The sequence below is a fragment of the Flavobacterium seoulense genome, from assembly GCF_000695795.1.
Taxonomy (GTDB): domain Bacteria; phylum Bacteroidota; class Bacteroidia; order Flavobacteriales; family Flavobacteriaceae; genus Flavobacterium; species Flavobacterium seoulense.
This window is the reverse complement of sequence record NZ_JNCA01000011.1, coordinates 107,019-120,981: the sequence shown is the minus strand read 5'-3', so window position 1 is coordinate 120,981 and position 13,963 is coordinate 107,019. Positions and strand designations below refer to the sequence as shown.

Here is a 13,963-nt window from a genome sequence, read left to right as displayed (position 1 = left end):
AACTGGGAATATTATAAAACTATTAAACTTCATCAAATTCACTTTTCGATTTTAATTATATTTGAATTTTACAAATTTATGAACGCAATTACCGTTAAAGAATTCTATGAAGACATTTTCAAAGAAACATGTCCTGATTTAGATAATTTTCTGTCTGAAAACTTAAATAAAGACATTGGACATTTTAATGTTTTTAATATCGAAAATATGTATAGTGCCTGTAAGGGAAAGCCTGAAATGCCATACAACAGAAGGACATACTACAAAGTCAGCTTAATTTCAGGAGAAAATCTAGTCGAATACGCCGGAAAAACTATTCAGATAAAAGAATTTGGAGTTTTATTTGCAACTCCAAAAATTCCTTATCGCTATACTCCTATCAGCACCAAACAGCAAGGCCATTTTTGTGTATTTACAAAAGATTTTTTACCATTTTCTAAAACTGGTTTTGATATTAACACTTTAGCTATTTTTTCTAACCAAAGTGATTTTGTTTTCCAAATTTCAAAAGAACAATACGGACAAATTCTAGGTGTTTTTGAAAAAATGCACTTGGAAATCAATTCTGAATATGAATATAAATATGATTTGCTTAGAAATTATTTGATGGAACTTATTCATTTTGGACAAAAATTAAACCCCATAACTCCTACCGAAAATATTAAAACCGCATCAACCAGAATCACTTCTTTATTCATAGAATTACTGGAAAGGCAATTTCCTGTAGAAAACACTACTCAATTATTATTACTCAAAACACCAAAAGATTATTCGGATGTATTAAACATTCATGTCAATCATTTAAACAAAGTGCTAAAAGAAACTATAGGAAGAACAACAACTGATATTATTTCGAGCAGAATTAATCAGGAAGCAAAAATACTTTTAAAACAAACTAACTGGAATGTTTCTGAAATAGCCTACTCATTAGGGTTTGATGAAGTAGCTCATTTTTCAAATTTCTTTAAAAAACATACTGGATATTCTCCTCTACTCTTCAGAGAATAATTATTTGATATTTGCAAATATTGATTTGAAAATTGCAAATAAGATGATTTGATTTGGTTGCAACTTTGTATTGTAATTTAAAACAATATAAAAATGTCAAATACAACAAACAAAATAGCTTTAGTAACAGGTGGAAGCCGTGGACTTGGAAAAGATTCAGCTTTACAATTAGCAAAAAAAGGTTTTGATGTCATTATTACTTATCAAACTAAAAAAGAAGATGCCGAGAATGTAGTATCCCAAATTAACAACATTGGTAAAAAAGCTTTTTCGATACAATTAGATATTGCAACAACTTCAGGTTTTGAAAATTTTAAAACAGAAATCAAAACGATATTAGATTCTCATTTTGATGGAAAAAAATTAGATGCACTGGTAAATAATGCAGGTGTTGGTATAAATTCTCCTTTCGAAACGACGTCAGAAGAAGCATTAGATGCAATGACCAATATCCATTTTAAAGGTCCTTATTTTTTAACTCAAACATTACTACCTCTTTTGGATGATGGCAGCAGTATTGTAAACACTTCATCTGGCTTAGCCCGGTTTTCATTTGCTGGATATTCGGCTTACGGAGCAATGAAAGCTGCCATTGACTCACTAACAAGATATCAGGCATTAGAACTTGGAGTTAGAAAAATAAGAGTGAACTCAGTAGCTCCTGGTGCCATTGAAACTGATTTTGGAGGAGGTTTTGTAAGAGACAATTCAGATATGAATCAGTTAATAGCTTCTCAAACTGCTTTAGGAAGAGTTGGTTTAGCAGATGATATTGGATCAGTCGTTGCATTTTTATGCACTGAAAATTCAAAATGGATAAATGCCCAGAGAATTGAAGTTTCTGGCGGATTCAAAATTTAATTTTTAAGTAAAAATACCCAAATGACAGAAAATATTTTCTGTCACTTGGGTATTTTCTACAATTGATAAGAAATATTTTGAAGAAAAGTCTCTTTATTCTCAATTCTAATATTACTTAATTTCCAGCAAGTTAAAATTGGATTCAAACTTTTAAAGTTATTTATAAATAATAAAAGCTTTTGTAAATCATTAAAATATTTTTTTATCTCGAAAAACCTCTTATATTTGCACTCGCAATCACAAAACGATAGCAACATACTGGAGAAATGGCAGAGCGGTCGAATGCGGCAGTCTTGAAAACTGTTGACTGTAACAGGTCCGGGGGTTCGAATCCCTCTTTCTCCGCTGAATTTGCCCCCCCCTAGTAAACACTAGGGGGTTTCAACCTTTTTAGACAGTCCCTAAAACTCTAGAACCTAAATTAAAATAATCCCAAATTCCCTTTAAATACTGAGAATTATAGACATATCTTAACTCTATTCTTCTAATTTTCAAAACATACGTATATCCATAGTGACCCTATTTTTTAAAATTCTCAAATTTAATACTCTGGAAATCTATTAGTTTTTTTACCTAATTTTGTATTATTTAATTTAGCTCGCAAGCAATTATTGGTAAGTATTCTAAATGAATAATTTCTATAAATTCGATTATTTACTATTTTGAAATAGATTTTTTTAATATCATATCAACCATTTCAGATCCATAAAAACGAATAATTTCTTTTTTCTTCATTTCGTTTCCTCGTTCAAAAACTCTTTTAATAATGGCTTTTTTATGTTTCTCCCAATCAATTGTACTTTTTTTAGTATCCCAAAACAATACAGGTCTCAATGTAGGTAAATCAATAAAGAATGTCCTAGATTTAATTTTATCAAGTTTACTCTCTTCCATCTGTAAATTAAATTTTATTTTACAAAAATAAACCGATTTGTTTACTCAATATTCTTTATTTAGTTAACCGGTTGTGTATTTTAAATGATGCTAGTTTTAATATTTTTGATATTCCTGTCAAAGATAAATTTATTGATATATTGAATTACAGTTGCATCAGTTATTTTTGACAGTACTTATTTGACAACTCTCAAAGAGATTGAGTTGTAGTTCTGATGACAGATAGCCTCTATCTCCCAATAATGTACAGTTCTTAATTTTGGTGTTTAATATCTTTCAAATAATGTATATCATGTACTGAAGCAGGTGTGATATCAAGACTTTTAATCACTCCTCTAAATGAACACACAGCGTGTAATTTATAACCATAATAATGTTTTGACTGCGTAGCACAATAGCCTTTATCTGGGTAATTCAAAGATGATTCTTTACAGATTTTACTTCTTGATGAACGAGATAATTTGCATATTTCTAGCGGCATACTATCTACAATAAAACAATTAATATTTCATATTTTACAAGTCTAACTCCAAAAATTAAAATACATCATTTGATAGTACTGGAGATTATAAATCTTTTAAATCTAATTCTAGTAATTGGGAAATTAACCAACATTTACTCCATTATGATCAGGCAATTAAAAATTGCGTCTAAATACATTTAACTTCGTAGAATGCTATTTTACAGAATTAAAAAGATTTAAATTTGTAATCTGAATATTTGACAAAAAATAATTTTGAAAAACATCCTTATCATTGACGACGAAGAAAAACTTCGTGGACTTTTAGCACGAATTGTAAAATCGGAAGGTTTTGAAGTATTGGAAGCTGGGGACTTAAAATCAGGTTTCAAGAAATTAGAACAGAATGAAATTGATGTGGTTTTATGTGATGTAAAATTACCTGATGGAAACGGTGTTGATTTTCTCGAAAAAATAAAAAGTCATTTTCCATTGGTCGAAGTGATTTTGCTAACTGCTTTCGGAAAAATATCTGATGGTGTTCAGGCAATGAAAAACGGTGCTTTCGATTATATCGTCAAAGGCGATGATAATGATAAAATCATTCCCCTACTTTACAAAGCATTAGAAAAATCAGAACTTCAGAAAAAAGTGCAAAAATTAGAAAAACGTATTTCCGATAAATATTCTTTTGATTCCATAATCGGAAAATCCAAAGCATTGGAACAAGTTATTGATTTGGCTAAAAAAGTAGCCAAAACCGATTCTACTGTTTTATTAACCGGAGAAACAGGAACTGGAAAAGAAGTTTTTGCACAAGCCATTCACGAAAACAGCAACCGTGTCGGGAAATCATTCGTAGCATTGAATTGCAGTACATTCAGTAAAGAAATTCTGGAAAGTGAACTGTTCGGACACAAACAAGGTGCTTTTACTGGAGCTTTAAAAGACAAAAAGGGATTTATAGAAGAAGCAAATGGCGGTACTTTATTTTTGGATGAAATCGGCGAAATGCCCATCAATTTGCAAGCAAAATTATTACGGGTATTAGAAACCAACGAATACATTCCTGTAGGTGATACAACACCAAAAAAGTCAAATTTCAGACTAATTGCTGCCACCAATAGAGATTTAAAAACAGAAAGTGACAATCATACTTTTCGTTCGGATTTGTATTTCAGACTGAATATTTTTGAGATAAAAATTCCGTCTTTACGAGAAAGGCCAAAGGATATTTCGCCGTTGACTACTTATTTTGTCAAACAGTTTTCGGATAAAACTAATAAAAAACAATTACAAATTACAGCTGATTTTCTTCAAAAACTGGAAACCTATCATTGGCCAGGAAATGTCAGGGAATTAAAAAATGTTATTGAACGTTCCGTAATTTTAGCCAATGCTGAAATTTTGACTGAAGATGTTCTACCTTATGAAATTCAGCACCAGCAAAATAATATGAATAAGACATTATCTGCTTTTTCTATGCAAAGTATCGAGAAACTTCATATTCAAAAAGTTTTAAATTATACCAAAGGAAACAAAGCCGAAGCAGCACGATTACTTGAAATAGGTATTGCAACACTTTATCGGAAATTAGACGAATGCCATATTCAATAAAACATACTATTTTGAGAAAAGCCTATCATTATGATAGGCTTTTTTTATGCCCTTTTTTGGCACGGAAATAATAAAGCTATAAGAAACAATACTTTACGATTTTTTATTTTTCTTGGAATGTGTTTTGGCATAAGCGATGAAGAACATAAAAAATCATTCTTATGAAAAATCAGGTCAAATCTTCTTGTGCAAAAGCAGTACAATTTGCAGAGATTACCAAAAGCTTAATCCGTAAAGGCAATATCATTCGCGTAAAGAAATGTCTTGGCATTGCAGAACAACTGCTCATTACTGGAAATGCCGAAACTAAAAATGTAATAACTAACATTTATCTATTCTCTGTATCCACTTTTATTACAATACGCAATTGCAGTATTTCTAATCTTTTTCCTCAAACATTACACAAAGAATATATCAAACACATCAACCCATCAGGAGTTTAACTTCAATCTTAATAATTATGATAGTCACTATTCTTTTACTCGCATTAGCAGTTTTGCTATTTGGCATTTGTTTTAAATCGGTCGAATTCTTTGAAAAAATCTAAATCATGACAGCACTATTTATTATCGCTCTTGCAGTTTTCGTGTATCTGGTTTATGTTTTAATTAAGCCTGAAAAATTTTAATAAACTCTCAAAAATTAAACTATGAACACAGAATTATTTGGTGTCATCAGTATTTTTATCATTTCGATAGTTTTGGCTATTCCAATAGGAAAATATATTGCCAAAGTTTATTTGGGAGATAAAACACTTTTTGATCCCATTTTCAATCCAATTGAAAAATTTATTTTTAAAATTAGTGGTATCAATTCGACCGAGGAGATGAACTGGAAACAACACTTGAAAGCACTTTTGAGTGTAAATATGGCTTGGTTCTTTCTTTGCTTTTTTGTTTTATTGTTTCAGGGTTCTTTATTTCTGAATCCTGATAATAATCCCAATATGACTCCTGATTTGGCATTTAATACCGCCATTTCATTTGTAGTAAATTGTAATTTACAGCATTTTTCAGGCGAGACAGGACTTTCTTATCTGTCACAAATGGTCTTGATGTTCCTGCAGTTTGTTTCCGCAGCTGTTGGAATGGCAGCAGCAGCTATTGTTTTTAATGCAATGAAAGAAAGAACAACCGATAAATTAGGTAATTTTTACAACTATTTTATCAAAAGTTGTACACGAATCTTATTACCATTATCTGCTATTGTTGCCGTTGCTTTATTGTTTAGCGGTACACCAATGACTTTTGAAGAAAAAGATACCATTACTACTCTTCAAGGTGATTCTGTTCAAGTTTCTCGCGGACCAGCAGCAGTGTTTATTGCTATTAAACATATTGGTACAAATGGTGGTGGTTTTTTTGGAGCAAATTCAGCTCATCCATTAGAAAATCCGACTTATTTCACCAATGCCGTTGAACTTTGGGCACAGCTGATTATTCCGTTTGCGATGATTTTTGCTTTAGGATTCTATCTAAAAAAAAGAAAATTATCCTACATCATATTTGGTGTAATGACAATAGGTTTTTTACTCTTGGTAATTCCAACAGTTATCACTGAACTCAACGGAAATCCTGCTATCGAAAAAATGGGAATTGCCCAAACAACTGGCGCAATGGAAGGCAAAGAAGTTCGTTTTGGACCAGCCATTTCAGGATTTTGGAGTATTGCTACAACAGTAATTTCTACAGGATCGGTAAATAGTATGCACGATAGTTCGATGCCAATGTCAGGAGCAATGCAATTATTGGCTATGATGGTCAATGCTTTTTATGGCGGTTGTGGTGTTGGATGGTTAAATTTTTACATTTTCATTATCCTTGCGGTGTTCATTTCAGGGTTAATGGTCGGTCGAACACCCGAATTTGTAGGAAAAAAAATTGAAGCCCGTGAAGTTAAAATTGCTGCTTTTATTGCAATACTTCATCCCTTATTGATATTATCAGGAACTGCTTTGGCTTCCTATTTTGCCGCCAATGATACAGCAATGGGCTATTGGTTTAACGGCAACGCAACAGACTGGCTCAACAATCCTGGCAATCACGGTTTTTCAGAAATGCTATATGAATTTACGTCAAGTGCTGCCAATAATGGTTCAGGATTTGAAGGCTTAGGCGACAACAATCCGTTTTGGAATATTACCACAGGAATAGTTTTATTACTAGGCAGATTTCTTCCAATAATTGGTCCGCTTGCTATTGCAGGATTACTCGCTAATAAAAAATACATCCCGGAAAGTGCAGGAACTTTAAAAACCGACACGCCCATCTTTGGAGTTATGGTTTTTGCAGTGATTGCAATAATTGCTGCCTTATCCTTCTTCCCTGCCCTAGCGTTAGGCCCATTGGCAGAATACTTTACACTAAAATAATTAATCAAAATGACTAACAATAAATCAAATTCATTATTTGAAAGTAAGCAGGTAAAAGATGCTCTAGTGCAGTCTTTTGTAAAGCTTAACCCGAAAGTAATGTTCAAAAATCCGGTAATGTTTACCGTAGAAATAGGAACTGCAATTATGTTTGCTGTCTGTATTGCCATTTTATTTGGCGCACAGGAACAAGGTAGTTTTGTTTATAATTTCATTGTGTTTTTAATTTTATTAGCAACGCTTTTGTTTGCCAATTTTGCCGAAGCCATTGCCGAAGCCCGAGGAAAAGCACAAGCCGATAGTTTAAGAAAAACTAGAGAAGAAACACCTGCCAGACAACTTTTGCCAAATGGTGACATCAAAAATATCAGTTCATCAGCATTAAAAAAAGGAGATGTTTTCGTTTGTGAAGCAGGTGATTTAATTGCCACTGATGGTGAAATTATTGAAGGATTAGCTACCATTGACGAAAGTGCTATTACTGGAGAAAGTGCTCCTGTAATTCGGGAAGCTGGAGGAGATAAATCGTCTGTTACTGGAGGAACAAAAGTATTATCGGATAAAATTAAAGTAATCGTGACCAATGAGCCGGGCGAAAGTTTTCTGGACAAAATGATTGCTTTGGTCGAAGGGGCGAGCCGTCAGAAGACACCAAACGAAATAGCATTGACAATTTTATTAGCTGCTTTTACCTTAATCTTCGTGATTGTCTGTGTTACCTTAAAACCTTTTGCCGATTATGCTAATGCGCCAATTACAATCGCTGCTTTCATTTCACTTTTTGTGTGTTTGATTCCAACAACAATTGGTGGTTTGCTTTCTGCAATTGGAATTGCGGGAATGGACAGAGCTTTGCGTGCCAACGTAATTACAAAATCAGGAAAAGCCGTTGAAACTGCTGGAGATATTGATGTTTTACTTTTGGATAAAACAGGAACAATAACTATTGGAAACCGAAAAGCAACTAGCTTGTATGCTACTAAAGGAATTTCTCAAGAAGATTTTATTCAGTCGGCTGTGTTGAGTTCTCTTGCTGATGATACGCCAGAAGGCAAAAGCATTGTCGAATTGGCTGGATTGGAAGTAGCCCAAAAATTATCTATTGAAGGTGCTACTTTAATCAAGTTTACTGCCGAAACAAGAACTTCAGGTGTGGTTTTAAAAGACGGAACCAACATTAGAAAAGGTGCTCAGGATGCTGCTAAAAATATCGCACTCCAAGCAGGAAATGTTTTTCCGGAAGATACGGCTCAAAAAGTAATTGAGATTTCTTCGAATGGAGGAACGCCTTTGGTTGTGATTAAAAACGATCAAATACAAGGTGTTATCGAATTGCAGGATATTATCAAAACAGGAATGAAAGAACGTTTTGAACGTTTGCGAAAAATGGGTGTGAAAACCGTTATGGTTACAGGAGATAATCCTTTGACTGCCAAATTCATTGCAGAAAAAGCAGGTGTCGATGATTTTATTGCCGAAGCCAAACCGGAAGATAAAATGAACTACATCAAAAACGAGCAGCAAAATGGCAAACTTGTAGCAATGATGGGTGACGGAACAAATGATGCACCAGCTCTTGCTCAAGCCGATGTTGGTGTAGCCATGAACAGCGGAACACAGGCGGCGAAAGAAGCAGGAAATATGGTTGATTTGGATAATGATCCAACTAAATTAATTGAGATTATCGAAATTGGGAAACAGTTGTTAATGACCAGAGGAACGCTAACTACATTCTCTATTGCGAATGATGTTGCGAAGTATTTTGCTATTGTTCCTGCACTTTTTATCGCTGCAATTCCTGCTTTGCAAGGTTTGAATATTATGAATTTGCACAGCCCTGAAAGTGCTATTTTATCTGCAGTGATTTTTAATGCGATTATTATTCCAATATTGATTCCGCTAGCATTGAGAGGTGTTGATTATAAGCCCATTGGTGCAGAGGCTATTCTAAAAAGGAACCTTTTGATTTACGGATTGGGTGGTTTGATTGTTCCTTTTATCGGAATCAAATTAATCGATTTAGTTGTTGCTATATTTATCTAAAAACATATAAAATGAAAAATATATTTTCAATTATAAAGTTCACTTTGCTTACAGTGATTTTATTCGCAGTCATTTATCCTTTAGCAATATATGCAATCGCACAATTTGCTCCAAATCAAGGAAAAGGAGAAACCATTTCTGTAAATGGAAAAGTGGTTGGTTATCAAAAAATCGGGCAAAAATTCGATAAGTCAAATTACTTCTGGGGAAGACCTTCGGCTGTAGATTATAATGCTTCGGGTAGCGCAGGAAGTAATAAAGGGCCAAGCAATGCAGATTATCTGGCTTTGGTTCAAAAAAGAATTGATACTTTTTTAATTGTGCATCCATATTTGGAAAAATCAGAGATTCCATCGGATATGGTGATGGCTTCCGGAAGTGGATTGGATCCAAATATTTCGCCCGAAGGAGCCTTGATTCAGGTAAAACGTGTTGCCAAAGAAAGAAAATTATCTGAAGATAAAGTAAAGACTTTGGTAGAAAGTAAAATCAATACCCCAACAATTATGGGTACTTCCACCGTAAATGTTTTGGAGTTGAATATTGCTTTAGATGAATTAAAATAGTAAAAAAAGAACCCTTTCCGATTTTCATCTGATACAATAAATCGGAAAGAATTAATGAAATGATTAAACTCAAAATAATGAAAAAAATAATATATACAGCTTTAATAGCTTTCGGCTCAAGTATAATGAATGCACAAGAAGAATCAAAGAGTCCACTTACGTTTTCTGGTTACGTAGATGTTTATTATAGTTATGATTTTGGAAACCCTGAGAATCATACCAAACCCGGTTTTATGTATAATTACAATCGGTCTAATGAAGTAAATCTGAATTTGGGAATGGCTAAAGTGAATTATTCGAAAGAGAACATTCGTGCCAATTTTGCTCTGATGGCGGGAACTTATGTCGAATACAATATGGCAGCTGAACAGGATTTATTGAAAAATGTTTATGAAGCTAATGCCGGCGTAAAAATTTCTAAAGACCATAACCTCTGGATTGATGCCGGAATTATGCCATCGCATATTGGCTTTGAAAGTGCCATTGGAAAAGATTGTATGACTTTGACAAGAAGTATTCTAGCCGAAAACTCACCATATTATGAAGCGGGAGTTAAGATTGGCTACACCTCAAAATCTGAAAAATGGTATTTAGCCGGAATGTACTTAAACGGCTGGCAGAGAATTCAAAAAATAGATGGTAATCAAACGCCTGCTTTTGGAACTCAGGTAACTTATAAACCATCGGATAAATTGGTTTTAAACTGGAGCACCTATATTGGAAACGAACAGCCTGATATTGACAAAAAATGGCGTTATTTTAATAACTTTTACGGACAATTTAAAGTAACTGAAAAAACGAATTTAATAACTGGTTTTGATATTGGATTACACCAATCGGCTAAAAAAAGTGACAAATATGATACCTGGTTTTCTCCAATTTTAATTTTTCAGTACAAACCAACTGATAAAATTCAGCTTGCAGCGCGAGGCGAATATTACAGCGACGAAAAAGGTGTAATCATCGCAACAGAAACACCAAACGGTTTTAAAACTTACGGATTTTCAGCTAACTTTGATTACTCAGTTGCTGATAATGTACTATTTAGAATTGAAGCTAGAAATCTCTCTAGTAAAGATGAAATTTTTACAAAAGATAACGTCCCAACGGATACAAATACTTTTGTGACAACTTCACTGGCGATTAGTTTTTAACATTAAAATTATTTTTACCATTAAGAGATTAAGAAAATTAAGTTTTAGCGCGCAGTTTTAATCTAGAATAGAGAACATTAAGCTTTTCTTTCTCTAGAGAAAGAAAAGCTTAACTTCCTTAATCTCTTAAAGGTTAAACCAAAACCATGGAAAACGAAAACAACGCACAGCGTTTTCTGGATTTGATTCAGAAATCACGGAAAGGAAAGTTTAAAATCTACATTGGGATGAGTGCTGGTGTGGGCAAAACTTTTCGTATGCTTCAGGAAGCGCACATGCTGTTAAAAAAAGGAATTGATATAAAAATTGGTTACGTAGAAACCCATAATCGCAAGGAAACTCACGAACTATTAGAAGGTTTACCAATAATTCCACGAAGAACTATTTTCTACAAAGGAAAACAACTGGAAGAAATGGATGTTCAAGCCATTATCAATCTTCGTCCGGAAGTGGTTATTGTTGATGAACTGGCGCATACCAATATGGAAGGCAGTAAAAACGAAAAGCGCTGGCAGGATGTTTTAGAAATTGTTGAAGCGGGAATTAATGTAATATCGGCTGTGAATATTCAGCATATTGAGAGTTTAAATCAGGATGTAAAACAAATTACGAATGTTGAAGTTAAGGAACGTGTTCCTGATAATGTTTTGCGACTGGCGGATGAAGTAGTGAATATCGATTTAACTTCTGAGGATTTGATTGCCCGTTTAAAAGAAGGAAAAATTTATACTGAGGATAAAATTCAAACGGCTTTGAATAATTTTTTCAAGTCGGACCAAATTCTTCAATTGCGGGAATTGGCATTAAAAGAAGTAGCGAGTCAGGTAGTTCGAAAAGTAGAAAATGAAGTTCCTAACCTTCATGCTTTACGACATGAAAAATTGTTGGCCTGCATTAGTAGTAATGATAAAACAGCTAAAATTATAATTAGAAAAACTGCTCGATTGGCTAGTTATTATAATAGTGATTGGTACGTTTTATATGTTGAAACGCCTAAAGAAAGTCCTGATAAAATTGCGCTCGACAAACAAAGGTATTTGATTAATAATTTTAAATTAGCAACGGAACTTGGTGCCGAAGTAATCAAAACAGAAGATAAAAAAATTACTGATGCTATTTTAAAAATAGTTAAACAGCAACAAATTACAACAGTTTGTATAGGGAAACCACATTTGAATTTATTTAAAGTAATTTTGTCAACATCTATCTTTAGACGATTATTAAATAATCTTTCTTCATCGAATGTTGATCTTGTAATACTATCGTAACAATGAGAATTAAAACCAAATTGAATCTGGGAGTTGGATTATTATTTTTACTGATAATAATACTAACACTGGTTAGTGCTTTTTATATTTTTTTGATAAAAAAAGATACTGGTAATATACTAAAAGCCAATTACAATACTTTAGAATATTCTCGAAATATGTTACTTTCATTGGATGAAATATCAATTAATGAAAATAAATCAATTGCTATTTTTGAACTGAATCTCAAAAAACAAACTACCAATATTACAGAAGTTGACGAAGATATTGTTACGAAAAAACTAGCATCTAATTTTAATGTATTAAAACAAAACAGAAATGACGAAAAAATAAAAGCTGAAATTCGTCAGAACATTTTTGAGATTATGAAACTCAATATGAATGCCATAAAAATCAAAAGTGACATCGCTAAACAAACCGCCGAAACGGCTAATTTATGGATTGCCTTTGTGGGAACTTTATGTTTCCTAATTGCTTTTAATTTATTAATAAACTTACCTAATAATATTGCTAATCCTATCAAAGAATTAACAGCAAGTATTAAAGAAATTGCTAATAAAAACTATTCAGAAAGAGTTCATTTTTGGCATCATAATGAATTTGGAGACTTAGCTAAGTCATTCAATACAATGGCTCAAAAATTGCAGGAATACCACAATAGCAATTTGTATAAATTATCTTTTGAAAAGAAACGTTTAGAGACCTTAATCAACAATATGCACGACCCAATTATAGGTTTGGACAATCAAGGCGTAATTTTATTTATCAACGATCAGGCGTTGAAAATTGTTGGTATGAAACAAGAAGATGTTATTGGAAAACTGGCAACAACATTGGCTGTGACTAATGATTTAATGAAATCCTTAATCATCAATGAACTGGAAAGTCCGAAAGCACATCCCATGAAGATTTATGCGGATGGAAAAGAAAGCTATTTCGAAAAAGAAATTGTAAATATTACGATAAAACCCACTGGAGAAGAGCAATCAATTGACATTGGTAATGTAATCATTTTAAGAAATATTACTGTTTTTAAAGAATTGGATTTTGCCAAAACTAATTTTATTGCCACTGTTTCACACGAATTAAAAACGCCAATTGCTTCCATCAAAATGAGTCTGCAATTATTAGAAAGTGATTCTACAGGAACCATAAATGAAGATCAAAAACAACTAATTGGAAGTATCAAAGAAGACAGCCAGCGCTTGTTGAAAATTACAGGAGAATTACTAGAGCTTTCACAGCTAGAAACAGGAAATATTCAGCTTAATATTGAAAAAAGTAGCCCATACGAAATTGTTCGCTATGCTACCGAAGCTATAAAAACAAAAGCAGAACAGAAGCAAATTGAAATTAGCCTCGAAGCTGAAAACAATTTACCGAATGTAAAAGCAGATCCTGAAAAAACAAGCTGGGTGTTAATTAATTTTTTAACCAATGCTATTACCTATTCTTCGGAAAACAGTAAAATCATTGTTCGATTAAAACTAACCGAGAAACAAATTACTTTTCAGGTTATTGATACGGGAAAAGGTATTGATAGTCGTTACAAAACCAAAGTTTTTGATAAATATTTTCAAATTCCCGGAAGCAATAAATCCGGAACTGGATTAGGATTAGCTATCAGTAAAGAATTTATCGAAGCTCAAAATGGAAGCATTAATGTAGAGAGCGAACTGGGAATAGGCAGTACTTTTAGTATTAATTTGAATATTGTCTAA

General features: G+C 32.9%; 12 protein-coding genes, 1 tRNA gene and 1 pseudogene. 12 read left to right on the top strand and 2 right to left on the bottom strand.

The features are described 5' to 3' along the window. The first annotated feature begins 78 nt into the window (after nucleotides 1-78). The 3 genes from FEM21_RS06175 (at nucleotide 79) to FEM21_RS06165 (ending at nucleotide 2,214) form a co-directional block, all read left to right on the top strand. The gene (locus tag FEM21_RS06175; protein WP_035658910.1) at nucleotides 79-1,008 is read left to right on the top strand and encodes a helix-turn-helix domain-containing protein; all 930 of its coding nucleotides are present in this window, start codon (nucleotides 79-81) and stop codon (nucleotides 1,006-1,008) included. Nucleotides 1,009-1,101: 93 nt separating this feature from the next. Beyond that, entirely contained in the window at nucleotides 1,102-1,869 is a 768-nt protein-coding gene (locus FEM21_RS06170; RefSeq protein ID WP_035658909.1) for an SDR family NAD(P)-dependent oxidoreductase, read from the top strand. A 260-nt stretch (nucleotides 1,870-2,129) separates the two neighbouring features. Next, nucleotides 2,130-2,214, top strand: a tRNA-Ser gene (locus tag FEM21_RS06165). A gap of 312 nt (nucleotides 2,215-2,526) precedes the next feature. On the opposite strand, the gene FEM21_RS06160 is transcribed toward FEM21_RS06165, so the two are convergent. Both FEM21_RS06160 and FEM21_RS16390 read right to left on the bottom strand, forming a co-directional pair. Then, nucleotides 2,527-2,763, bottom strand: coding sequence for a DUF6922 domain-containing protein (locus FEM21_RS06160; RefSeq protein WP_051627504.1), 237 nt, complete (start codon nucleotides 2,761-2,763; stop codon nucleotides 2,527-2,529). 80 nt (nucleotides 2,764-2,843) lie between these two features. Continuing rightward, nucleotides 2,844-3,259, bottom strand: a pseudogene (locus FEM21_RS16390) (transposase); the annotation flags it as partial. Nucleotides 3,260-3,496: 237 nt separating this feature from the next. Here FEM21_RS16390 and FEM21_RS06155 point away from each other — a divergent pair. From FEM21_RS06155 to FEM21_RS06120, 9 genes are all read left to right on the top strand, one after another. Further along, nucleotides 3,497-4,840, top strand: coding sequence for a sigma-54-dependent transcriptional regulator (locus tag FEM21_RS06155; protein ID WP_201448276.1), 1,344 nt, complete (start codon nucleotides 3,497-3,499; stop codon nucleotides 4,838-4,840). A 161-nt stretch (nucleotides 4,841-5,001) separates the two neighbouring features. Next, nucleotides 5,002-5,283 carry a DUF7674 family protein gene (locus FEM21_RS06150; protein WP_035658907.1) on the top strand — a complete coding sequence of 94 codons (282 nt, stop codon included), beginning with the start codon at nucleotides 5,002-5,004 and terminating at the stop codon, nucleotides 5,281-5,283. Between the two features lie 107 nt (nucleotides 5,284-5,390). Continuing rightward, nucleotides 5,391-5,468: a K(+)-transporting ATPase subunit F gene (gene kdpF / locus FEM21_RS16385; protein ID WP_081824654.1), complete on the top strand. Its 78-nt coding sequence runs from the start codon at nucleotides 5,391-5,393 to the stop codon at nucleotides 5,466-5,468. 21 nt (nucleotides 5,469-5,489) lie between these two features. Then, nucleotides 5,490-7,211, top strand: a complete 1,722-nt coding sequence (gene kdpA / locus FEM21_RS06145) for a potassium-transporting ATPase subunit KdpA (protein ID WP_035658906.1) — start codon at nucleotides 5,490-5,492, stop codon at nucleotides 7,209-7,211. A gap of 9 nt (nucleotides 7,212-7,220) precedes the next feature. Beyond that, on the top strand, nucleotides 7,221-9,254 hold the full coding sequence (kdpB, locus tag FEM21_RS06140; protein ID WP_035658905.1) for a potassium-transporting ATPase subunit KdpB: 2,034 nt from the start codon (nucleotides 7,221-7,223) through the stop codon (nucleotides 9,252-9,254). Between the two features lie 11 nt (nucleotides 9,255-9,265). Further along, a complete protein-coding gene (locus FEM21_RS06135; RefSeq protein ID WP_035658903.1) occupies nucleotides 9,266-9,820 on the top strand; it encodes a K(+)-transporting ATPase subunit C in 555 nt (184 codons plus the stop codon). Nucleotides 9,821-9,897: 77 nt separating this feature from the next. Then, nucleotides 9,898-10,974 (top strand): porin, encoded by a 1,077-nt coding sequence (locus FEM21_RS06130; RefSeq protein WP_035658993.1) that lies wholly within the window; start codon nucleotides 9,898-9,900, stop codon nucleotides 10,972-10,974. A 146-nt stretch (nucleotides 10,975-11,120) separates the two neighbouring features. Continuing rightward, nucleotides 11,121-12,242 (top strand): histidine kinase, encoded by a 1,122-nt coding sequence (locus FEM21_RS06125; RefSeq protein WP_035658902.1) that lies wholly within the window; start codon nucleotides 11,121-11,123, stop codon nucleotides 12,240-12,242. 2 nt (nucleotides 12,243-12,244) lie between these two features. After that, nucleotides 12,245-13,963, top strand: a complete 1,719-nt coding sequence (locus FEM21_RS06120; RefSeq protein ID WP_035658901.1) for an ATP-binding protein — start codon at nucleotides 12,245-12,247, stop codon at nucleotides 13,961-13,963.